The following is a 21,353-nucleotide window of genomic DNA, read 5'->3' as shown; positions in this document are numbered from 1 at the left end:
GCGCCTACGACGCGCACGCGGGGCCGCCGGTCCGCATTGGCACGCCGGTCAGCTCGCCGGCGAGCGTGAGCGTGCCCGTGCCCGCCTGCTGCCGCGCCTGGGCCGTAAACGTTCCCCACACCCGACCCGCGCGCACGCGGGTAAGCGTGAGCCGGCCCGCGGTGCTTCGATACCCGTTGACGGTCGCGGCGGTCGTGAGGCGGAACGCAAGCGCAGCCCCGGCCGCATCGGTACGCGACGGCGGTTCCGGAGTCGAAATGGTGTAGGTGCCAGCCGCGAGGCTGTCGCGCGGGTGAAGCACGATGCCAAGCCCCGTGTCACCTTGCGCGGCGGTGACGACGGCGATGCGCGTTCCCTCGCACCACGTGGCCATGCCCGGCACCAGCATCGCGCCGCTCGCGGAGTCGCTCGCGGAGTCGCTCCCGGCCGCGTGCCAGTTGAGCCGGACGGTGCCACCCGGTCCGCCGCGGCCCCGTGCGCCGCACGCGACTACGGCGCCGGCCGCCGCGACCATCGCCCCCACGAGCGCCGCCTGCGCGAGCGCCGCCTGCGTGCACCATGCCCGGGACCGGCCCCGGCCGATTCGCACCGCCCGGCTCATCGCACGCCGCCTACCACGATGTCGAACCGAAGGGTCGCCACGTCCGGCGAGAGGCGGCGGCTCAGGTCGAAGCGAAGCGCGCCGCGCAAGAGCGAGAGCCCGATACCCGCGCCCACCAGCACTCGGCCGGAGAAGAGATCGCGCGCGGCCGCCGAGCGCCCGGCGTCGATGAACGCCACGGGACGGATGCGGGCGGGAATCGGCGCCACGTCGAGCTGCGCCGACCAGAACGCCTGGCCGCGTTGGGTGCCATAGTCGAAACCGCGCACCGTAGCGAGCCCGCCGGCGCGAAACGCCATCTGCGCAAGCGTGGGCACAGTCGCGATGCCGCCCTGAGCGCGGAGTGTCACGCCATCCGCCTCGCCGAAATCGCGTCGTATCTCTCCATACAGTCTGCCGGTGGCGGTCCCGGCGCCGGCGAGTCCGTCCGCCGCGATCCACCACTGTATCCGGTCTCCGCCCGCCAGCCTTGCCGTGAGACCGCCGAACGTGCCTTCATCAATCGGAGGGTTGTCCGAGAACTCGCCGTCACCGCCGAGCCAGTCGTTCACCGCCGATGATGCCCGGCGCCGCACCGACTCTTCGCGCTCGGCCCGCGCGCTCACCTCGAGCTCGAGCCCCGTCTCGCCCAGCAATGTCCGGTAGCTCACCTCGCCACCCGTGGCGAGCGCGTAGTCGCCGTTGTCGTGCGCCGTGAAGGTCGCGTTGAAGGTGTTGCGCAGATTCGGTCCGGGTGCCAACGGGTCCACGTCGCGAATGTCGCGATAGCCGCTCACGCGTAGCCGGCCGCCCGGCGCATCGCGAATCACCGAGAGCCGGCCGGTGAGCCGCTCGTCGGAGATGCCGTAGCGCGCAGTCCCATGCAGCGTGGTGTACGCGAGGCCGGGCAGCTCCAGGCGATAACCCAATCCGAACGAGACGCCCTGGACCCGGTCGAACCGGAACGCGTCGAAGAGCCGCTCGTAAGCGATGCCGGAGCCGCGCGGTTCGGTCAGCTCGTCCGCAAGCGTATCGCCGATTGATGTGGAGAGAGGGAGAGCGGTCGAGTCGGTAAAGGTGGAAGTGGTGTCTTGAACGAGCGGAGCGAAGGCGGCGAGTGTGAGCGCTACGAAGGTTGCGACCATTTGCTCCGGCCGTCGCGGTGCAGTCCATACGCCTTGAGGCGGCGCCACAGCGTGGTGCGGCTGATACCGAGGTGTCGCGCCGTCTCGGCCAGCTTCCACCCATGCGCGTCCAGCGTCTTGACGATAGCCTGCTTCTCGCGTTCGGCCAACGTAGTCGGCCCTTCGATGCCCGGAACGAACATCGCCTCGCCCAGCTCGAGGGCACCGATCCGAAGCGGTCGGAGTCGGCCGCCAAGCGCCGCCAGGCGGACCTGCAGGTCGCTCGCCGTTTCGCTCACGTCAACGCTCGCGAGCGCGTCCCGGGCCGGCTGATTCAGGTATAGCACACGGCCGTCGCGGTCGAACACGACGACGCCCTCGCTGAACCCATCGAGCACCGACTTGGCGAGCGGCGAAAAGACCGAGGGGAGCCGGTCGAATGAGGTCGCTTCCATGGTGCCTGAAGATACGCTCATTGGGGTCCAAAGTTTCAATCCGTGACGTTTGGCGGCGCCGGACAACTCCACGGCGCCCCCCAGTTTCGACCGACGCGCCGACTCGCTACCATTACAGCCATCCCGTGACAACCTCGACGCTTAGCAGGACGCGCGCCGCCGATCGGGGCGCACACGTGCCCCTGGGTCTCGCCATTGCCGTGGCGAGCCTCGCGGTGTTGTTCGGCGGCCTTGCGCTCACCGCCGGCCGCGTGCGCTCCGGACCGGAGGGGCACACGCTCCTCTGGCTCGCGCTCGAGGGGGCGTTCTGCTGGGGCGTCGGTGTGGTCGCGTTCCGGCAGGCGCCGCGCTCCCCGGCGAGCCTGCCGTTCCTCGTGCAGCTCGCCGGCTGGACCACCTACTTCGCGCTCGTCTCGCTGCTGCCGCGTACGGGCCTCCCATCGGCGGGGCTCTTCGTGGCGTATGGCGTGGGCTCCTGGATGCACGCGCCAAGCCTCGTGCACTTCGCCCTCGCGCTCGGCTGGCCGCACCGCGAGCGGCGCTGGCGTGGGCCCGTGGCGGGCTGGTACCTGCTCCACGGCGTGCTCTTTCTGGTCGCGCTGGGAGCAGTGCTGGGCGGCGGCGCGGAAGTCTTCGAGGTCGTGGACGGCGTCGCGCGGGGGCAGGGGCTCAACCTCGCCGCGTTTCTCGTGAGCGTCGGCGTGCTCGTGTGGGCGCGGCGGAAGCTTCCCATGGCCGCAGGCCGACGGCAGAGCGTCGATATCGCTGTGGCCGCGATCGTCCTCGGCATGGGCCCAGCCTGGCTGGAATCGTACGTGCCCGCGCTGCGGCATTCGCTGAGCCCGGGCTTCCCCGTCGCCATGGCGCTCCCCGCGCTCCTGGCGCTCGGCTTCGGCGTGGCCCTTCTCCGCAACCGGATCTTCCACGACCGGCGGCTCGAAGCGGTGTCGCGCGAGCTCCAGATTCGCGTGTTGCTCGCGCGCGACCTCGCCACGGCCTCGGCCGATCTGCTCAAGCACCTCTGCGTCACGTTCGACGTGCACGGCGCGATGCTTCGCGTCGCCTCCACCGCCCCGGGAGGAAACGGCGGCAGCGAACCGCGTCTCCTCGCGTCCGCAGGTGAGCCGGGCGGCGACTGGGCCGCCGCGCCGCTCGCGGACGACGTCCGCTTCGACGCCGCGGCATCCGGGCTCACGTTTCCGCTCGCGGACGAGCACGGGCTCGTGGGAGAACTGCGCCTTGCCGGCCGGCTCGCCGGCGGGTTCGGCGCGCGAGAGCTGAGCTCGGTCCGCCGGCTCGCCGGCCCGCTTGCGGCGGTGCTCCGCGCCAAGCTCGCCGATCGCGAGCTCCGCGCGACAGCATCCGAGCTCGCCCAGCTCGCGAGCTCGTTCGCCGCGGCGGGCGCGCAGCTCGAGAGCACGGCACAGGTCTCGAATGCCGGCGCGCTTGACACGGCCGGTGGGGCACGGCAGCAGGTGAGCGACCTGGCCGAAGTGCGCGGTGCCGCGCTCGACACGGCGGCGGTGGCCGCAGAGGTGCGCGCGGAAGCCGGCCGCAGCCAGGAGGTGGGACAGGCCGTGGCCGATCACGGCGAGGCGCTCGTGCGGAGCTCCGAGGAGTTGGCGCGTGAGGTCGAGCGCGCGATGCAGGCGCTCGGCGTGGTGCGGGGCGAAGTCGACGCGCTGGTGGCCCGCGGCGATCAGATCGAACAGATCAGCAGCGCCATCAGCGGGCTCGCGTTTCAGACCAACCTGCTCGCGCTCAACGCGGCCATCGAGGCCGCCCGCGCCGGCGCCGAGGGTCAGGGGTTTGCCGTGCTGGCCGAGGAGGTGCGCAAGCTGGCGGAGGACAGCGGAACGTCCGCGCGCGACATCGGGCGGCTCGTCGCCGGCATCCGGGAGGAGATCGAGCGCGCGGTCGTGGCGCTCGCCCGCGTGCTCGACGACATGGAAGCGGCGGCAACACGCGGGCGCGCCGGGCGCACGCTGTTCGCGACGGCGCACCAGCGACTCGAGACGCTCGGCGAGGCCGCCACGGCGCTCAAGGAGCGAGCTGATGTCCTGCAGTCGGCGACCGCGACGATCGAGGCCGCGGTGCATCGGAGCACCGAGGTGGCCCACGGGCAGCTCACGCGCGCGGAGGACGCCGCGGCCGCCGTCCAGCAGCAGATGGCGACGGCGACGGAGCTCCGGCGCAATGCCGACCGGCTGGTCGCCGTCGGGCGACAGCTCGAGCATCTGCTGTAACTTTCGCCGCGGCGGCGACCAGCGCCGCGCCGCATCACTCTCCCACCGGCTCTATCGCCACCTCGCGCCGCTGGCGGCTTTCCGCCCAGAGCACGAGCGCGAGCCCGGCAAAGATCGCGAGGCCGGCACCCACCGCTCGCGCCGTCAGGCTCTCGCCCGTGAGTACGAGGGGCGCGATCGCCGCGGCGAAGATGGGCTGCAGGTAAATGTAGACCGCCACCACGTTCGACGAGGCCCGCCCGAGCGCCCAGATGTTGAGGAGATAGGTCACGATCGTCGGGAACGCGACGATGTACGCGGCCCACGCCCAGGTCGCCGGATGCACCGACGCAGGATGCAGCGCGCTGAGCCCCATCAGGCCCACCGGCAACACGCCCGCCAGACCGCCCACCATCACGTACGCGCTCATCGTGAGCGAGTCGTAGCGGCTCACCACGTCTTTCGCGAAGATGAAATACGCCGAGTAACACATCATCGCGAGCACGATGAGCAGATTGCCCAGCGCCTCACTCGGCGCGAGCGAGATTCGCTCCGGCCCGATCAGATACACCGTGCCCGCCGCCGCGAGGGCGATCCCCGCAAGCTTGAGCGCCGACGGGGGCTCGCGCCCGAGGAGCACCGAGCCGAGCACGGTGAACACCGGCGTCGAGCTGACCAGGATGGTCGCGTTGATGGCCGTGGTGTGGCGGAGGCCGAAGAGGAAGAGTGTCTGGTTTGCCGCGATGCCGAGCAGGCCCAGCACGACGAGGCGGCGAAGGTCGCGCCGGTCACGCACCCAGGGGCCGCCGCGCAGCCCGTTCACGAGCGTCAACACCGTCGCGGCGCCGGCCACCCGGAAGAGCACGAGCGCGCCGGGCGGCAGCTCGCGCAGCACGTACCGCCCCGCGATCGCGAGGCTCGCGAACAGGAGCTGGACGACGACAAGTGCGAGGTGGACCAGAACGAACCCCGCCCGCTAGTCGCGCGCGCGGCCGCGCGGGCGGCGCGCTCCATAGCGCTCCTGCCTCCGCTCGCGCAGCTCGCGCTTGGGCAGGCGCCGCAACTCCTCCTTGAGCGCGGCGAGCGTGTTCGCGCGAAGCGGCGGATGCCGCCCGCGCACTACCTCGAAGTGGATGGGCCGGTCGAGCGCGGGGAGGTCGCGGGGCTCGAGCCGCCGCGCCTGGCCCTCGCGCAGCCGGACCCGAACGACCGGCTCGCCGCTCTCGATATCGTACTCGAGCGGGACGGCGTCGCCCTTGAGCCGCACACTCGCCGGCAGCTCGGCCAGCCGGGTGCGGAGCGCGGCGTCCACCAGCGCCGCCGGGTCGAGCGCGAGCCGCGTGCGGAGAAACGAATCCCAACTGATGATGCCGTGGAGCTGGCGCCGCAGGAGGCCGCGCACGTAATCGGCGCGCGCCGTCCGGATCGTCCCGCCCGAGCGGCGCCAGAGGTCGTCCAGCTCGGCCAGCGCGCGCCGGAGGCGACCCTGATCGGGGTGGATCGTGTCACCCGCGATGAGGGCATCGGTGAGTGCATCCCGCGCCGCCTCGCGGAGGGCCTCGGGAATCTCGCCGTCGATCGGCTCCGCTTCGGTCTCCAGGTCGAACCCGAAGTAGTGCCGCGCCCGGCGTACGAGGAGCCCCGGCTGCCGCCGGGATGCGGTAACCTCCACGGCCGGTGCTCCCCACGTAGCGTGCTCGCGGACGAGATCGTACGGCAGCGTCGTGCCCTCGATCGCGGCACGCGGCACGCCGAAGCGGTCGGCGAAGTAGCGAAGGGAGCCCGCCACCGCGCCCCAGCTTCCCGCCACCGACGTCTTCGATACCCGGGCGGGCTGCCCGTCCGCGGTCTGCTCGTCGATCACGAGATCGAACGGCATGATGCGGGCGATCAGATCACCCCAGCGGCGCCGCACCTCGCGGGAGGCGCGCGGCAGCCGGGCCGGCAGCGGCAACTCGAGCGAGCGATAGACCGACGCCGTGCCGAGGGCCGCGTCCTCCACAGCCTTGACCAGCACGCCGCGGCGCTCGGCCCATTCCTCGAGTCCCTCGTCGAAGAGATGACGCGGCAGGCCGTACACTTCGCCCAGGTAGCCGTGCTCCTCCACCGCCTCGGCGTAGAGATTGTAGGCGGTGAGATGGTCGCTGCCGTTCACCACGACGCCGTGCAGGTCGCGCTCCTCGCGGGTCATGCGGTGGAGCGAGTCGATGCTGGAACAGACGGCGACCACTGGCACCAGCTCGGCGTCGGCGTGCACCAGCAACTCGCCCCACGGGCGCTCCACCGGCTGCGCCTCGACGGCGCGACCGTATGCGGTGAGCCTGCCTTGCTCCACCAGGCCGCGCCGGGTGAGGGTTTCGACGGCGCGCCGGTAGGCGATGCGGTCGAGTGGCACCGGAAGATCCAGATCGCGCGCGTCGACGCCGAGAGCGGCGCAGGTGATGGCGACACGCTCGGCATCGCCGGCGAGCTGGAACTCGGGCGGGCCGGGGCGCAGCTCCTCGAAGACGAGTGGCCGGTCGCTGAGGATAAACACTTCGCCGCCGGAAACGCGCCCGTGCACCCGCCCGGCCATCTGCAGGATTTCATTGGCGCCGAGATACATCCGGTGCAGCACGTTGCGGCCGCGGTCCACCACGTTACCGTAGCGCGCGTCGTAGATCACCACGGTGTCGAGCCCGCGCAGGTTGAGCGCCGACTGGCCCGCGGCGGTCATTGCGAGCAGCCAAGGATGCTCGACCTCGCCCTCGAGAAAGGGGCGGATCACGCGAATCGGCTCGCCGCCGTGATAGAACGCGGTCGTGAGCCGGCGCCACTGCTCCCCGAGCGACTCGGCGAGTTGCTCCACCTCGGCGCGCGTCGGCACGAACACGGCGACGCCGCGGCGCTCCTTCATCACGTGGCGGATGAAGCGCTCGTCGAGAAATTCCCCAGGCTTCTGCGGCAGCACCTTCACGCGCGCCTTGCGCGCCGGATCGAAGGCCTCGGTGACCAGCACCTCCGCGCTGTCGAGATAATGCGCGTAGAAGGCGGGGTCCACCGTCGCGCTGAGCCAGATGAACCGGCAGCCCGCGCGCTTGCCGAGCGCCAGGCAGAGCTCGAGCTCGGCGGAAGTCTGATGGATTTCGTCCACCACGAGCGTATCGCGCCCGGTGATGAGGCCGTCTTCGAACCAGCGCCGCGCGATGCCCGTGGTGACGATCACCACGTTCCAGCCGGGCGTGTCGGGTGTGGCCTCGCGCTCGCGGTTCACCACACCCACCTTGAGCGGCTCGCGCAGAATCGCCTCGGCGATCGGACGGATGCCGAGCGTCTTGCCGACGCCGGTGCCAGCGACGATGCCGAACGGCTTGCCCGCAGCGGCCCACGCGCGCAGCTCGTCGCCGTGCTCGCGTTCGAGCAGGGTATCGAGATGAAGGCCGAGTGCCAGCTCGATCGTCTCGCAGGCGGCGCGCGTCGGGGCAATCACGATGACGCGACCGTTCGGGTGAGGCGCCCGGAGATACGCCTCGAGGTCGGGCGGAAGCTGGTGATTGCGCCGCGTCTCCATGCGGGGAAGATAGGGACACGCGAACGCCCCCGCGGATGCGGGGGCGTTCGGTAAGGACGGCGAGCCGGATCGGAGAGATCGAGCGACGGAAGGCGCGAGTCGGATCAGTCGTCCCGGTCGTGGCCGCGGTAGGGTCGGCGGTCGCGCCAGTTGTCGTCGTCCGGCCGGTAGTAGCGGCCACCGCGCTCGTACACCACAACGGCGCGAACGCGCGTGCGGCCGTCGAAGCCACGATCGTAGTAGCGGCCGTCGTCGCCGTAGTAGTAAACCGTCGTGGCGCGGTAGCCGTGCTTGCGCCACCAGCCGTTCGCCCGACCGTGCGGCACGTGCACGCGCTCCACCACGATCACCCGCGGCGCGTAGCGCTCCACCACGACTCGGCGCACCGGCGGCCCGTAGATGACGTGTCCGGCGACCGGCCCGCTGCGGATGACGACGCCCGCCTCGACGATCTGCGCCCGAGCCGGTTGGGCCGCGAGCGTCAGGGCGAGCGCGATACCACCCACCAGGATGCTGGTCTTCATAACGGCCTCGATGTGAGAGTCGGACGACCCGAGGGGCCATCCGCGGAGAGGGACGCCGGGAGGCGGCTCCGGTTAAGCGGCGGCTTCGGGCCGGGAGGTCAGGCGGCGCGCCGGACGCGCGGGCGTTTGCGCTTGACGCCAGCCTTCCTGGCAGGCCGGCTGGCCGCGACCGTTGCGGTGGCCGGAGCGTCGACGCCGCGCGACTTCGGAGGCGTGGGCGTCGAATCCGCCGCCGGCTGGTGGGCGTCCACCCACTCGCAGACGAGTTGAAAGGCCGTTTGCCGGTCGAGGCCAAATGCCGCGGCGAGATAGGGAACGGCTCCGTACATGTTGCTCCGTCCACCGGCGCTCAGCCGGTTGAGATAACGGAGCCAGCGCTCCCTCGGCTGGAGCTTCCGTGCGGTCATCGGACTGGTCCTGAGCTGTGGGTATATCGAAAACCGAATATACACCGAAGCTAAACGACGGTCAAATCGACTTAGCCTGGAGGTAGGAAGCGGTGGGACTGCGCGTTCCACACTTGCCCGACTGGATGGCCGCGATGTTCACGAGCTACGCAGTTGTTCAATGCGGCTACGACCTCGCTGACGAGTAGCGCGAGCGCGGGGGTGCGGCGACGCGCTTCGTCAAATCATGGCTGCAGGCATCGAGGCGCGGCACTTGTCGCGAGGATCGGAGCATTTCATTGCGCTGTAGAGTTATCGCGGAGATAGGACCTTACGGATCCTCGCGCACAATTTGTGGTCCGCTTATATAACCGACAGTTCCGCTTCCGCCGCAAACGCCCGCTCGAGCTCGCCTCGCTGGGAAAGGCTTCCTGTCGCGTTGAACGAGCGCATCGAAGGGATTCATCGAGCACTTGAGGGCAGGGAAAGTGCGCACGCGGGAAAGGTGAACACCTGAAATGAGAGGGTAAGCCCAATGCAATGGCGCATTCGCCTTCAGCACGTCATGACTTGCGCAGCTGCGCTCCTGCTCATCTCGACCCCAGTGCGAGCGCAGGCCAACGGGCCTCCCCCGGAACCACACGTCACTGTACCCGAACTTTGCAGCCCTGATAGCGCGGCCGTCTTTCTCGCGTTCGCGGTCCGCGAAACACGTGCGGCCCGCGTCTTCGCGACATCGCCCGGCGAGCGGCTCGCTCTGTTGGAGTTGGGCACGCGTGCTAGATGAGTTGAAGGACGTCGAGTTGCCCCCGGATGATAGCAGGCTTTGTACGATGTTTTCCAGCGGGAGGACGAAACTTGGGAGAAGGGGCTGCGCGATGTCGCTGACAGCGCCCCAAATCGGGATGAGCTGCTACGCGCGACTTACCGCTATTATGTCCGAGCCGCCTCCCAGGAACTCGGCGTTGAGTGCCGCGGTCGTTTTCGTTGGCCCGCGCTACGCGAAGCGGCCCGAGCAGCCGCAGTTCTGTGACATGCAGTTCGAAACGTGGTGCCGTTCGGGCTCCGCTGAATCCAAATACGCGTGCGCGCGATGCGTTCCACGTTGGCCATACCTGTGCCACGAGGGCGAACTGTGCCGACCGAAGAGCAATTGATCCGTGAGTACGCACTTGCGTGGAACGAGCTTGATGCGGACCGTGTGATATCGCATCTCAGCGCGCAGGCGGTCTACGAATCACAGAACGTTATGATGCCATTGCGGGGCCGCGAGGCAATCGCCGAATACCTGCGCGGCAAGATGGCGACCATCCGAGCGACCCCTGAGGCCGCCGTGCGTGCGGAGCTTGGACTGTGCGGCGACCAGCGGGGGGCGCGCATTCGTCTGGTGTCGGCGTGGCCGGGCCGTCCATGCGTGTTGTTGCACCAGGGTCGGACCAACGAACCGGTCGCTCTCGTTCTCCTGGAGGTGGCAAAAGGCGAAATCGACCGGATCGATCTGTGCACCGTAGTACCAAGCCCAGCGTCCGCTGTTCGGACGGGACACTTCCCGCGGCTGTCCGACGGCGCGACCGAGGCGAATCTGTCAGGACTTTGACGGCAGGCCGCCCGAGCGAAGGTCAGTTTCCGTCGCTCTCCCCCCAGACGAGGCCCAGCCCCGCTATGCCTTCAATGAGCCGTCGGGTGGGCAGCGCTTCGGCAGTCGGGAACTCCTGCTCGATATTGCACAGAGCTTTGCTGAACGCGGCCGTGCCTCCGCGATCGAAGGTATGAAACACGAGCTGTCGCACGCCCGCCATCCGAGCAGCGATCACCTGAACCATCGCCATTAACTCCCGATTGCCACCGAAAGCACCGCATCCCCAGAAGCCGGTGTGCACGATAACTGAGCAGTCAGTGCCCGCGTGTCGGGCCGTCTCTACGCAGGCCGCTCGAAATGCCGACCACGCGGTGGCCAAGATATTTTCGACTTCGGATGCGCTGTATCGGCCATACCCTCCGCTCGGAGCCGTCATTGCGATGAGATTGGTAACTGTCGGCGGCTCGACGCGGCGCGTCGCGCGGCGGACGGTCTCCAGTGTGGCCCGCGCGAATGCCTGACCGTATAGACCATCGGGCCGGCCCTCGTCGACGCTCCGATCCGTGGCGACCTTGCATCGGCGTTCTGCACCGAGCACCAAAATCGGCGTCGGCCGCCCCCGTTCCGTCGTGAGCATCGGGGTCCGCGCCGCGCCGAGCGCCTCTTTCAGCGCGCCGAGTGCCGGGTGCTCCAACACCTGAAGCTCGTCTTGTGCCAAAAGGGGGGAGCCATAGGCCACGAACAGGTTTGGGTCGGCGAAGTTGACGTGCCATTCGCACGCGTTTCTGCCTTCGGCCAGTGGCACGTAATCGTAAACGCCTTCTCGATGTTCAACGGTGTCCTTGATACCCACCCATGCTCCCTGTGCCGGGAGCGCAACATCGGGCCAACGTGTGTACTCGAGCTGACCGCCATGAACGCTCCCTGGTGGGCAGGCGATTGCGAAGACCTCCAACTTGTTTCGATCGTGCCAAATCGGAGGCGTGGTGGTCATAAGATGCTGAGCGCAAAAGGTTTGCCGGTCCAAGGGTCGAAGCTCGTCGGTCATGGTGGTCCCTCTCGTGAGAATGGAGGCACGGGAGTCCGGTAGATTCCCCGCGAGATTGCCACTTCGGCGTTTGTACGGGCCTTGGAGCACCGCGTATTGAACAATCCAGTTTCATGTACGCAGCCTCGGTCACGTGCTGACGGCAAACTTGACAGGCTTCCAAGCCAGTCCCATACTAGGGCCGCTTTCGTCGCGTGGATCAATCAACGCCCGAGCTACCCGCCTTGGCGGGACTGCGTGGCCCCGTCCGGCCGCCGCGCTGCTCCTGCACCCGAACTCCAGCGCGCGGATTCGATCATGCTCCGTAAAATTCTGTCCATGTTTACCGAACCGAAAATGGAGGCACCCATGGCCGCGGATTTCTTCATTGGCGAGTCCCTCGTCGGCGGGGGCAATGAAGTCGCCCACATCGACCTGATGATCGGGTCGAAGTCGGGGCCCCTGGGCGCCGCCTTCACCCAGGCCCTCTCGCGCAACACCGATGGCTTCACCACCCTGCTCGCCGTGGTGACCCCGAACCTCCCCTGCAAGCCCGACACGGTGCTCTTCAACAAGGTCACCATCAAGGGCGCCAAGCAGGCGGTGCAGATGTTCGGGCCGGCGCAGGCCGCGGTCGCCCGGGCGGTGATGGACAGCGTCGATTCGGGCGTCATTCCGAAGGACAAGGCCAACGACTACTGCATCCTGGTCGGCGTGTTCATCCACTGGCAGGCCGACGACGACAAGAAGATCTACGACTACAACTATCAGGCGGTGAAGGAGTCGATCCAGCGCGCGCTCGCCGGCAAGCCGTCGGTGGACGAGGTGCTCTCCAAGTACAAGAGCGCGCGGCATCCGTTCGCGAGCGGCGCCGAGGGCTGATCGTCCGCCGCTACGCAGGTTCGAGATTCGACGAGGGGCGGCCCGCCGCGGGCGCCCCTCGTTGCTTACGACGCCACCGCCGCCGGGTGCGCCGCGCGTGTCCCGTCGACCCGAGAGGAGTGATCGCCCGCGATGCGCAAGCTCTTGCTGCAGCTCGACAGCTCCCGGTTGCCGAGCGTGTTCGATCAGGTGGTGGCCTACGACGCCGCAGCCGACGTGATCTTGAGCTACGGCGGCGTCACCGACACCGACGTGCGTGACCTGGTGCACGGCTGCATCTTCACGCGCGGTCCGCGGGACCTCAAGAACACGGCCATCTGGATCGGCGGCAGCAACATGGCGGCGGGCGAACAACTGCTCGCGATGGCGCTCGACGCGATGTTCGAGTCGTACCGGGTCTCCGTCATGCTCGACTCCAACGGCTCGAACACCACCGCGGTGGCGGCGGTGGTGCGCATCGAGCAGGCGGTGGGCGATGTGCGCGGCAAGCGCGTCGTCATCCTGGCCGGCACCGGCCCCGTGGGGCAGCGCGCGGCGGGCCTCCTTGCCAAGGACGGCGCCGACGTCACGATCACCTCGCGCAGGCCCGAGCAGGGCGAGAAGGCGCGCCGCTCCATCCAGGAGCGATTTCAAGTCCACGTCGACATCGTCGGCATGTCCGACGCCTCGCACGCGGCCGAGGTGCTCGAGGACGCGGACATCCTGCTCAACTCGGGGCCGGCCGGGGTGCTCATGGTTCCGAGGGCGGCGTGGGCCAACCGGAAAGGCCTCACGATCGCCGTGGACCTCAACGCCGTGCCGCCGCTCGGCATCGAGGGCGTCGAGCTCGAAGATGCCGGCGTCGAGCGCGACGGGGTGAAGGTGTTCGGCGCTTTCGGCATAGGCAACTTCAAGACCAAGCTCCACAAGGCGTGCATCGTCAAGCTGTTCGAGCGAAACGATCTCGTGCTCGACGCCGAGGCGATTTTCAAGGTGGCGCGCGAGCTGGTGGCCCGGAACGAGGACTGAGCGCCGATGCCGCGGGTCATCGGCATCGACCCCGGCACGGTTTCAATCGACGTGTGCGGCCTCGACGATGGCCGGCTCACGCTCGACCGTGCGTGGCCCACGGCCGAGGCGCTGGCAGACCCGGATGCGTTCGCCGCATACCTGCGCACCGCCGGCGAACCCGATCTCATCGCCGGCCCCTCGGGATACGGTCTCCCGCTCGTCCGGGCCGCCGACGCGAGCGACGCGGAGTGGCGCCTCGCGTTCCTCGCGCCGCCGGGTGAGGCGGGCGGCATCGGCGGGCTGCGGCGGCTGGTGCGGCGGCTCACCGAGCTCCGCCTGCCGCTTGTCTTTCTGCCGGGGGTCGTGCACCTCGACACCGTGCCGGCGCACCGGAAGCTCAATCGGGTGGATCTGGGCACGGCGGACAAGGTCTGCGCGGCGGCGCTCGGGATCGCCGATCAGATGCAGCGCGAACTCGCGGCGCCGGACGCGGCATCGTTCATTCTGCTCGAGCTGGGCGGCGCGTTCACGGCCGCAGTCGCAGTGGAGCGCGGGCAAATCGTGGACGGCATCGGGGGCACAAGCGGGCCGCTGGGCTGGCAGGCAGCCGGCGCGCTCGACGGTGAGGTCGCCTTTCTGGCGGGAGAGGTGAGCAAGGCGATGCTCTTCCGCGGTGGAGTGCGCACCATGATTGAGGCAAACCCGCTGCTGCGAGACACGGCAGTTGAGGCGCTGCTCGAAGGCGCGGCAAAGGCCGTCGCGCGGCTCAACGTCTCCGCGCCCGAGGCGCGCGAGGTGCTGCTCTCCGGGCGCGTGGCGGAGGACCCGGCCCTTCGTGCGGCACTCGCCGATCGCCTCGTGGCACGCCTTCCGGTGCGGCGGCTCGCGGGCTTCGCCGCGCGGGCCAAGCAGGGCGCGCAGGGCGCGGCAATCCTCGCCGACGGGCTGGGCGGCGGGAGCCACGCACGATTGATGGAGCGGCTCGGTATTCGGGAGGCTCACGGCACGGTGCTCGACCATCTCTTCGTCATCTCGCCCGAGCAGGCCCGCTCGAGGCTCGGGCTCGCAGGCAGCGCATGAGGCGGGCGCTGGGCGATGCGGCCGGCGCCGTGAGTGGCGCACAGGCCTTTGACGTGGTGATTGCGGGCGTGTCGGCGCGCGCGCTGGCGGAGTCGGCTGCTATGGCGGGGCTCAGAGTGGCGGCGGTGGACGCGTACGGCGACGTCGATCTCGCGACGTGCGCCCACGCCGTGGCACTCCGCCGTGATCTTGGGCTCCGCTACAGCGCCGACGCGGCAGCCGAGGCCGCCGAACGGCTCGATGCAGCTGCGGCGGCGTACGTGTCGAACATCGAGAATCACCCTGCCGCCCTCGAGCGCCTCGCCGCCGGCCGCACGCTGCTCGGAAACGGGCCCGCCGTGCTGGCGCGGGTCCGCGATCCGTTGCTCGTCGCGCGCGCGCTCCGGGCCCGCGGTTTCGAGGTGCCGGCGGTGCGCGCCTCGGCCGTCCGCGCCGGGGCGGTGCGCACGACAACCGGGTCCTTGATGTGGCTCCGGAAACCGCGCCGCTCCGGCGGTGGCCACGGGATCACGACGTGGGCGCCGGGAATGCCGCTCACGCGCGCCGCGTACCTGCAGGCCTGGATCGACGGCCAGCCCGGCTCCATCTCGTTCGTCGCCGACGGGCGGCGCGCGGTGCCGCTCGGCCTCTCGATCCAGCTCATCGGGGATCGCGCGTTCGGCGTGGCTGGATTTCGTTATTGCGGTAGTCTGCTCGCGGGCGGCCCGGTGCCGCTGTTCGACGAACAGGATCGGCTGGCGCGGGCCGCGCTGGCACTCGCGCAGGCGGTGGCCGAGGAGTTTGGCGTGGTGGGATTGAACGGGATCGATTTCGTGGCGCGCGGCGGTATTCCCTGGCCGGTCGAGGTGAACCCGCGCTACGCCGCGTCGATGGAGCTGGTGGAGCGGGCGCATGGCGTCTCGCTCTTCGCGCTGCACGCGGCGGCATGCGCGGGAACGCTGCCCGCGACGAATCCCTACCTGCGTCCGCTCGCGCACACGTTCGGCAAGGCAGTCGTGTTCGCGGAGGAGGGGATGGTCGCCCGACCCATGCGGCGGTGGCTGCGCGACGGCTCGGTGCGCGACGTGCCGCATCCCGGCGAGCGTATCGGCGCCGGCGAGCCGATCTGTACCGTGTTCGCGCAGGGCGCCGATGCGGAGTCGTGTCGCGGCCGACTCGTGCGCCGGGCCGCTGCGGTGCGCGCCGCCCAGATGCGTGCAGGCGGCGACACGCGGCGCGGCGGGCGCATGCGGCGGAGCGTCGCATGACGGCGCCTGTGCGCGAAGTGGCGCATGCCACCTGCCTCGGATGCGGCTGCGCCTGCGACGACATCGACGTCTCGGTCGCCGCCGATGGGAGCGAGCACATCGTTGAAGCGCGGAACGCCTGCCCGCTCGGCCTCCGCTGGTTCGGTGATGGGCGGGTGCCCGGTCGCGTGCTCCTGCGCGGCGCCGCCGCTTCGCGCCCTGACGCCGTGTCGCGCATCGCCGAGCTGTTGCACGCGGACCGTCCGGTGCTCGTCTATCTCGCGCCGGACATCTCGACCGCCGCGCAGCGCCGGGCCATCGCACTGGCCGATCGCGTGGGCGGGCGGCTCGACAGTGTCACCAGCGACACCGCGGCGGCGGGCATACTCGCCGGGCAGTGCCGTGGGCGCGCGACGTCGACGCTGGGCGAGATCCGGAACCGCGCCGACTGCCTGCTGTTCTGGGCCGTCGATCCGGCGGAACGCTATCCGCGCTATCTGTCGCGCTACGCACTCGACCCGGTTGGCACGCAGGTGCCGGGCGGGCGCGCGGGACGCCTCGTGATCGCGGCAGATGTGGGCAGCGCGCGCGGCCCGGCGGACGCCGAGGCGCGCCTCACGCTCGCGCCGGACAAGGAGATCGCCGCGCTCGGTGTCATGCGCGCCGCCCTGCTCGGGCGCGCGCTCGGCGGCCTCGATGCCGGGCTCGCCGCGGCGGCGGAACTGGTCCGCCGCCTGGCCGCTATGCGTTACGTCGCCATCGTGCACGACGCAGAGCCGCAGGCCGCGGGACATTCGCCGGAGCGGGCCGAGGGACTTATCGGCCTGGCGCAGGCGCTGAACGGGCCGACCCGCTGCACCCTCAGCAGCCTCAGGGCGGGGGGTAATCGGTCGGGCGCCGATGCCACGCTCATCTGGCAGACGGGATATCCGTTCGCCGTGGATTTCGACGCCGGCTACCCGCGCTATCGCGCCGACGAACCCGCGAGCACGCTGGCCGGGGCCATTGCGGCCGCACTTGTGGTCGGCGCGGCGGGTCTCCTGCCGGACGCCGTGGCACGCATGCTCGCAAGGGTGCCGACGGCCGTCGTCGGCCCGCGGGCGAGCGAGGCGCCGTTCGCCGCCGAAGTGGCGATCGACACCGGCGTCGCCGGGATCCACGAAGGCGGCACCGGCTACCGCATGGACGACGTCCCCCTGCCGCTGGCGGCGGTGCTTCCGGGGCCCGTGTCCGCTGGGACGGTGCTCGACGAGATTGCGGCGGCCGTCGCGGCAAGCGCCGCGAATCGCGGGGCCCCCGCAGGCGCACGATGACCCCGCCCGAGCGCCTTCGCATCCGGGGTGGCGCCGTGCACGATCCGACCAACGGCGTGGACGGCGAGGTCCGCGACGTCTGCGTCGAGAACGGCCGCGTCGTGGCGAGTCTTCCCGCCGACGCGCCCTCGATCGACGCGCGCGGCATGGTCGTGATGCCGGGCGGCGTCGACATCCACGCGCACTTTGCCAGCTCGGCGTGCAACCACGCGAGGCGGCTCCTGCCCGAGGAGCACGCGGCCGAACCGGCGCCAGCGCCGCCGATCGCGCCCGGGGATGGTCCGGCCCGCTCGGGCACCGGCGGCACGCTGCCGACCACCTTCACCACCGCCTACCGGTACGCCGGGCTCGGCTACACCACGGCGTTCGACGCGGCGGTGGCTCCGCTCACGGCGCGCCACAGCCACCACGAGCTCGACGACACGCCGATCGTGGACGCGGGCCTCTACGCGCTCATGGGTAACGACGAATACCTGCTGCGCCAGATCGATGCCGGCGAGCGCGACCGCGCGCGCGACTACGCCGCCTGGCTGCTCGGCGCGGTCGGCGCCTACGCGATCAAGGTCGTGAACCCGGGCGGCATCGAGGCGTGGAAGTCGGGCCAGCGCAATCTCACGGACCTGGACCAGGCGCTCGGCACCAGCCGGGTGACGCCGCGCGCCATCCTCGAGACGTTGGTGGATGCGGCGAATGTGCTCGGGCTTCCGCACCCGGTGCACATCCACTGCAACAACCTGGGCCAGCCCGGCAACAGCGCCACCACGCTCGCCACCATGGAGGCGTTGGCCGGGCGGCGGGCGCACTTCACTCACCTCCAGTTCCATTGCTACGGCGGCGAATTCGGCAAGGGGCCGTGGGGTTCGGCGGCGTCCCGCGTCGTCGAGTATGTGAACGACCACCCCGAGGTGAGCACCGACGTGGGCCAGGCGATGTTCGGCGCCGCCACCACACTCACCGCCGACAGCCCGGTCGAGTACCTGCTCCACGCAAGCAGCGGGCGGAAGTGGGTCAACATCGATGTCGAGCTGGAGACGGGCTGCGGCATCGTCCCCTACTCCTACAAGGAGAAGGCCGCCGTCTCCGCGTTGCAGTGGGCCATCGGGCTCGAGCTCTTCCTGCTCTCGCGGGACCCGTGGCGCGTGGTGCTTTCGACCGATCACCCCAATGGCGGTTCATTTCTCTCATATCCCCGCCTCATTCAACTTCTCATGGACCGCTCGGCCCGCGACGAGCAGCTCGCGCGGGTGAACCAGAAGCTGCTGGCCGGGAGCGCGCTGGCCGATGGGCTGGCGCGCGAGTACACGCTGAACGAGATCGCCATCGTGACCCGCGCCGGGCCGGCCCGCCTGCTCGGGCTCGCGAGCAAGGGACACCTGGGCGTCGGCGCGGACGGAGACGCCACCGTCTACCAACGCGAGCCCGACATCGCGCGCATGTTCTCGACCCCGCGCTACGTCGTGAAGGCAGGCCGCGTGGTGGTGGAGGAGGGCCAGCTCCGCCGCGCGCCCGAGGGCCGGCGGCTTTTCGTCCGTCCGGCTTACGACTCGGCGGTGCTGCGCGACATCCGGCGCCACTTCGATGCGTACTCCACGGTCTCGTTCGACAACTACCCGGTGCGCGACGTGCCCGGCGCCCCCGTGGAGACCCGCCAGTGAATGTCCGCGGCGTGTTGATCGAGGACACCTTCGCCGAGGCGTTCACCGTGCGCGCGGCGCGGATCATCATCACCGGCGCGAGCGCGCGCTGGGTGAGCGCGGCGGCGCTCAAACTCACCGGCTTCGCCACGTCGGTCATCGGCTGCAAGGTCGAAGCGGCCATCGAGCGCGAGCTCGGCTCAAGCGATACGCCGGATGGCCGGCCCGGCGTAAGCGTGCTCATGATGACGATGGGCAAGGACGACCTGCCCAAGCGGCTGATCGAGCGCATCGGCCAGACGGTGCTCACCTGTCCCACGACCGCCTGCTACGACGGCCTGCCCGATGCACCCGACCGAATCGGCGTCGGTTCGTCGCTCAGATACTTCGGCGACGGATTCCAGATGAGCAAGGTGATCGGCGGCGAGCGCTTCTGGCGCATTCCCGTGATGGAAGGCGAGTTCCTGGTGCAGGAAAAGTTCGGGATGCAGAAGGCCGTAGGCGGCGGCAACTTCCTCATGCTCGCTCGCTCGGACGGCGCCGCGCTCGCGGCCGCCGAGGCCGCGGTCGACGCGATGCACGGCATGCCGGGCGTGATCCTTCCCTTCCCCGGGGGCGTCGTACGGAGCGGCAGCAAGGTCGGCGCGCGCCGCTCGAAGACGATGATCGCCTCGACCAACGACGCGTATTGCCCTACGCTCCGCGCCGTCACGCAAACGGCGCTGCCCGAGGGCGTCAATTCGGTCCTTGAAATCGTCATCAACGGCCTCGACGCGCCGGCGATCAGCCGGGCGATGCGCGCCGGCATCGACGCGGCCTGCCGCGAGGGCGTGGTCGCGATCAGCGCGGGCAACTACGGCGGCAAGCTCGGTCCATACCACTTCCATCTGCGCGCGATCATGGGCGGCGAGGCGCCTGCGGCGGAGTCGCCGGCTGCATCTTCGCCGTCCGCGCCGGCATCATGAGCGACGAAGTCGTCCTCACGCTCAAGCGCGCGCTCGACCGCCGAGTGGACGCGTCCGCGCTGGCGCTCGACCTCTGGGCCGAGCTCGACGAAAGCGCGATCGCGCGCCAGGGCGTACGCGTCGCCGCGGTCGGGCTCGTTCCGCTGGGTGAGTTTTTCGAGGTCCGCGGCGGACGTTCGCACCGCATCCGCTTTGCCGGCGACCTCACCCAGATCGAAGGACTCGGCACCGGCCTCGATGGCGCCGAGGTCGTGATCGAAGGCGCGGCGGGGCGCGCGACCGGCGCGCGGATGCGGAGCGGCCGGATCGAGGTGCACGGCGACGCCGGCTGGGGCGCCGGACTGGAGTTGGCCGGGGGCGTGCTCGACGTGCGCGGAAACGTCGGGCCGCGCGCGGGCGGCGCGCCCCTAGGTGCCAAGCGCGGCATGACCGGCGGCGTCGTCATCGTGCGCGGCTCGGCCGGCCCGGAGGCCGGCGCGGCCATGCGCCGCGGCCTGGTCGCGGTTGCGGGCGACGTCGGTGAGAGTGCCGGGCGCGCCGTCATCGCGGGCACCGTGGTCGTGTTCGGCGCAGTGGGTCCGAATCCCGGGCGGTGGTCCAGGCGCGGCAGCATCGTCGCACTCGGCAACATCACACCCCCGGCCACGTACGCGTACGCCTGCACCTATCGTCCCGAGTACGTGGCATTCCTCCTCAAGCATCTCGCCGAGCGGCACCGGATGGCACCGCCGCGCGAGCATTCCTCTGGCCTCTATCGACGCTACAGCGGCGACCTCGCCGAGCTGGGCGCTGGAGAGATTCTGGCATGGACACCGAACCGCTGACGCCGAACCTCAACGCGCTCGCTGCGGAAATTGCCGATGGGATGGAGGACCACGCGGGGCTGCTCCGGGTGCGGGTGCACGCGCTTGCGAGCGGCGCCCGTGTCATCGACGCGGGCGTCGAGACCGAGGGCGGCCTCGATGCCGGCCTTGCGCTCTCCGAGATCTGCATGGGCGGGCTCGGCAGCGTCACCTACAGTCCGCTCCAGATCGGCGGCGAGACGTGGGCGGGCGTTACGGTCTGGACCGACCATCCCGCGGTGTCGTGCATGGCGTCGCAGTACGCGGGGTGGGCCATCTCGGTGGGAAAGTACTTCGCCATGGGCTCGGGGCCGCTCAGAGCGCAGGCACGCGTCGAGAAGGAGCTGTTCGCAAAGCTGGGCTACGCCGAGACGGCGGAGCGCGGTGTGCTCGTGCTCGAGGGCCGCACGCTGCCGACCGACGAAGTAGCAAACTGGGTGGCCGGCAAGGCGCGCATGCAGCCGCCCGAGCTCACCTTCGTCATCGCGCCGACGGCGAGCCTTGCGGGCGGCGTGCAGATTTCGGCCCGCATTCTGGAGACCGGGCTCCACAAGATGGAAACGCTCGGCTTCGACGTGAGAAAGATCGTGAGCGGCATCGGCACCGCGCCGATCGCACCGGTGGCGAAGAACGATCTCCGGGCCATCGGCCGGACCAACGACTGCATTCTTTATGGCGGCCAGGCGCGCTACACCGTCCACGCGGGCGACGACGAGCTGGCCGAGCTCGTGCCCAAGGTTCCGGCTTCGGCTTCGCACGACTACGGCGTGCCGTTCTACGACATCTTCCAGCGATACGAGGGCGACTTCTACAAAATCGATCCGCTGCTCTTCAGCCCGGCCGAGGTCTGGCTCACCAGCACGGAGAGCGGGCGGACGTTTCATGCGGGACGGCTCAACCCCGAAGTGCTGGCCGCGTCGTGCGGCTGATGTCACGCTTGACGGAGTGCACCCTTCACGCCCGGAGATCGT

General features: G+C 70.1%; 19 protein-coding genes. 11 read left to right on the top strand and 8 right to left on the bottom strand.

From position 1 onward, the window contains the following. Window positions 1–4 precede the first annotated feature (4 nt). From VFW66_08465 to VFW66_08455, 3 genes are read right to left on the bottom strand one after another with little or no spacing between them, the layout of a single operon-like run. The gene (locus tag VFW66_08465) at window positions 5–601 is read right to left on the bottom strand and encodes a hypothetical protein (protein HEX5386716.1); all 597 of its coding nucleotides are present in this window, start codon (window positions 599–601) and stop codon (window positions 5–7) included. Further along, window positions 598–1,725: a hypothetical protein gene (locus VFW66_08460; protein HEX5386715.1), complete on the bottom strand. Its 1,128-nt coding sequence runs from the start codon at window positions 1,723–1,725 to the stop codon at window positions 598–600. The genes VFW66_08465 and VFW66_08460 overlap by 4 nt, the downstream gene beginning before the upstream one ends. Next, on the bottom strand, window positions 1,707–2,159 hold the full coding sequence (locus tag VFW66_08455) for a helix-turn-helix domain-containing protein (protein HEX5386714.1): 453 nt from the start codon (window positions 2,157–2,159) through the stop codon (window positions 1,707–1,709). The genes VFW66_08460 and VFW66_08455 overlap by 19 nt, the downstream gene beginning before the upstream one ends. Before the next feature lie 176 nt (window positions 2,160–2,335). On the opposite strand from VFW66_08455, the gene VFW66_08450 reads away from it, so the two are divergent. Further along, window positions 2,336–4,405: a methyl-accepting chemotaxis protein gene (locus VFW66_08450; GenBank protein HEX5386713.1), complete on the top strand. Its 2,070-nt coding sequence runs from the start codon at window positions 2,336–2,338 to the stop codon at window positions 4,403–4,405. A 34-nt stretch (window positions 4,406–4,439) separates the two neighbouring features. Here the strand turns inward: VFW66_08450 and VFW66_08445 are convergent, their stop codons facing one another. From VFW66_08445 to VFW66_08430, 4 genes are all read right to left on the bottom strand, one after another. Beyond that, window positions 4,440–5,345, bottom strand: coding sequence for a DMT family transporter (locus VFW66_08445; GenBank protein ID HEX5386712.1), 906 nt, complete (start codon window positions 5,343–5,345; stop codon window positions 4,440–4,442). Between the two features lie 15 nt (window positions 5,346–5,360). After that, window positions 5,361–7,934 carry a helicase-related protein gene (locus VFW66_08440; GenBank protein ID HEX5386711.1) on the bottom strand — a complete coding sequence of 858 codons (2,574 nt, stop codon included), beginning with the start codon at window positions 7,932–7,934 and terminating at the stop codon, window positions 5,361–5,363. Window positions 7,935–8,038: 104 nt separating this feature from the next. Continuing rightward, window positions 8,039–8,458, bottom strand: coding sequence for a hypothetical protein (locus tag VFW66_08435; protein HEX5386710.1), 420 nt, complete (start codon window positions 8,456–8,458; stop codon window positions 8,039–8,041). A 98-nt stretch (window positions 8,459–8,556) separates the two neighbouring features. Continuing rightward, window positions 8,557–8,865, bottom strand: coding sequence for a hypothetical protein (locus VFW66_08430; GenBank protein ID HEX5386709.1), 309 nt, complete (start codon window positions 8,863–8,865; stop codon window positions 8,557–8,559). A 1,114-nt stretch (window positions 8,866–9,979) separates the two neighbouring features. Here VFW66_08430 and VFW66_08425 point away from each other — a divergent pair. After that, a complete protein-coding gene (locus tag VFW66_08425) occupies window positions 9,980–10,441 on the top strand; it encodes a nuclear transport factor 2 family protein (GenBank protein ID HEX5386708.1) in 462 nt (153 codons plus the stop codon). Window positions 10,442–10,463: 22 nt separating this feature from the next. On the opposite strand, the gene VFW66_08420 is transcribed toward VFW66_08425, so the two are convergent. Continuing rightward, entirely contained in the window at window positions 10,464–11,471 is a 1,008-nt protein-coding gene (locus tag VFW66_08420) for a hypothetical protein (protein HEX5386707.1), read from the bottom strand. Window positions 11,472–11,819: 348 nt separating this feature from the next. Here VFW66_08420 and fae point away from each other — a divergent pair, with 348 nt between their 5' ends. The 9 genes from fae to mch all read left to right on the top strand — a co-directional run bounded on the left by fae (window position 11,820) and on the right by mch (window position 21,311). Further along, the gene (gene fae, locus VFW66_08415) at window positions 11,820–12,332 is read left to right on the top strand and encodes a formaldehyde-activating enzyme (GenBank protein HEX5386706.1); all 513 of its coding nucleotides are present in this window, start codon (window positions 11,820–11,822) and stop codon (window positions 12,330–12,332) included. 132 nt (window positions 12,333–12,464) lie between these two features. Then, window positions 12,465–13,340 carry an NADP-dependent methylenetetrahydromethanopterin/methylenetetrahydrofolate dehydrogenase gene (locus VFW66_08410; protein HEX5386705.1) on the top strand — a complete coding sequence of 292 codons (876 nt, stop codon included), beginning with the start codon at window positions 12,465–12,467 and terminating at the stop codon, window positions 13,338–13,340. Window positions 13,341–13,346: 6 nt separating this feature from the next. Further along, on the top strand, window positions 13,347–14,402 hold the full coding sequence (locus VFW66_08405) for a DUF1464 family protein (protein ID HEX5386704.1): 1,056 nt from the start codon (window positions 13,347–13,349) through the stop codon (window positions 14,400–14,402). Then, entirely contained in the window at window positions 14,399–15,649 is a 1,251-nt protein-coding gene (locus VFW66_08400) for an ATP-grasp domain-containing protein (GenBank protein HEX5386703.1), read from the top strand. The genes VFW66_08405 and VFW66_08400 overlap by 4 nt, the downstream gene beginning before the upstream one ends. Next, a complete protein-coding gene (locus VFW66_08395) occupies window positions 15,646–16,941 on the top strand; it encodes a hypothetical protein (GenBank protein ID HEX5386702.1) in 1,296 nt (431 codons plus the stop codon). Before VFW66_08400 ends, VFW66_08395 begins: the two co-directional genes overlap by 4 nt. Next, window positions 16,938–18,596 (top strand): formylmethanofuran dehydrogenase subunit A, encoded by a 1,659-nt coding sequence (locus VFW66_08390; protein HEX5386701.1) that lies wholly within the window; start codon window positions 16,938–16,940, stop codon window positions 18,594–18,596. Before VFW66_08395 ends, VFW66_08390 begins: the two co-directional genes overlap by 4 nt. Beyond that, a complete protein-coding gene (fhcD, locus tag VFW66_08385) occupies window positions 18,593–19,540 on the top strand; it encodes a formylmethanofuran--tetrahydromethanopterin N-formyltransferase (GenBank protein HEX5386700.1) in 948 nt (315 codons plus the stop codon). Before VFW66_08390 ends, fhcD begins: the two co-directional genes overlap by 4 nt. Continuing rightward, on the top strand, window positions 19,537–20,364 hold the full coding sequence (locus VFW66_08380; GenBank protein HEX5386699.1) for a formylmethanofuran dehydrogenase subunit C: 828 nt from the start codon (window positions 19,537–19,539) through the stop codon (window positions 20,362–20,364). The genes fhcD and VFW66_08380 overlap by 4 nt, the downstream gene beginning before the upstream one ends. Continuing rightward, on the top strand, window positions 20,346–21,311 hold the full coding sequence (mch, locus tag VFW66_08375) for a methenyltetrahydromethanopterin cyclohydrolase (protein ID HEX5386698.1): 966 nt from the start codon (window positions 20,346–20,348) through the stop codon (window positions 21,309–21,311). Before VFW66_08380 ends, mch begins: the two co-directional genes overlap by 19 nt. Window positions 21,312–21,353: the final 42 nt, after the last annotated feature.

The sequence above is a fragment of the Gemmatimonadales bacterium genome, from assembly GCA_036279355.1.
GTDB lineage: Bacteria > Gemmatimonadota > Gemmatimonadetes > Gemmatimonadales > GWC2-71-9 > DASQPE01.
Note: the sequence above shows the minus strand (reverse complement) of the source record. Positions and strands in the feature narration are given on the sequence as shown.

Coding starts and splice junctions, on each gene's coding strand:
- VFW66_08465 (HEX5386716.1), bottom strand. CDS start 601: ATGAGCCGGGCGGTGCGAATCGGCCGGGGCCGGTCCCGGGCATGGTGC.
- VFW66_08460 (HEX5386715.1), bottom strand. CDS start 1,725: ATGGTCGCAACCTTCGTAGCGCTCACACTCGCCGCCTTCGCTCCGCTC.
- VFW66_08455 (HEX5386714.1), bottom strand. CDS start 2,159: ATGGAAGCGACCTCATTCGACCGGCTCCCCTCGGTCTTTTCGCCGCTC.
- VFW66_08440 (HEX5386711.1), bottom strand. CDS start 7,934: ATGGAGACGCGGCGCAATCACCAGCTTCCGCCCGACCTCGAGGCGTAT.
- VFW66_08435 (HEX5386710.1), bottom strand. CDS start 8,458: ATGAAGACCAGCATCCTGGTGGGTGGTATCGCGCTCGCCCTGACGCTC.
- VFW66_08430 (HEX5386709.1), bottom strand. CDS start 8,865: ATGACCGCACGGAAGCTCCAGCCGAGGGAGCGCTGGCTCCGTTATCTC.
- VFW66_08420 (HEX5386707.1), bottom strand. CDS start 11,471: ATGACCGACGAGCTTCGACCCTTGGACCGGCAAACCTTTTGCGCTCAG.
- fae (HEX5386706.1), top strand. CDS start 11,820: ATGGCCGCGGATTTCTTCATTGGCGAGTCCCTCGTCGGCGGGGGCAAT.
- VFW66_08410 (HEX5386705.1), top strand. CDS start 12,465: ATGCGCAAGCTCTTGCTGCAGCTCGACAGCTCCCGGTTGCCGAGCGTG.
- VFW66_08405 (HEX5386704.1), top strand. CDS start 13,347: ATGCCGCGGGTCATCGGCATCGACCCCGGCACGGTTTCAATCGACGTG.
- VFW66_08400 (HEX5386703.1), top strand. CDS start 14,399: ATGAGGCGGGCGCTGGGCGATGCGGCCGGCGCCGTGAGTGGCGCACAG.
- VFW66_08395 (HEX5386702.1), top strand. CDS start 15,646: ATGACGGCGCCTGTGCGCGAAGTGGCGCATGCCACCTGCCTCGGATGC.
- VFW66_08390 (HEX5386701.1), top strand. CDS start 16,938: ATGACCCCGCCCGAGCGCCTTCGCATCCGGGGTGGCGCCGTGCACGAT.
- VFW66_08380 (HEX5386699.1), top strand. CDS start 19,537: ATGAGCGACGAAGTCGTCCTCACGCTCAAGCGCGCGCTCGACCGCCGA.
- mch (HEX5386698.1), top strand. CDS start 20,346: ATGGACACCGAACCGCTGACGCCGAACCTCAACGCGCTCGCTGCGGAA.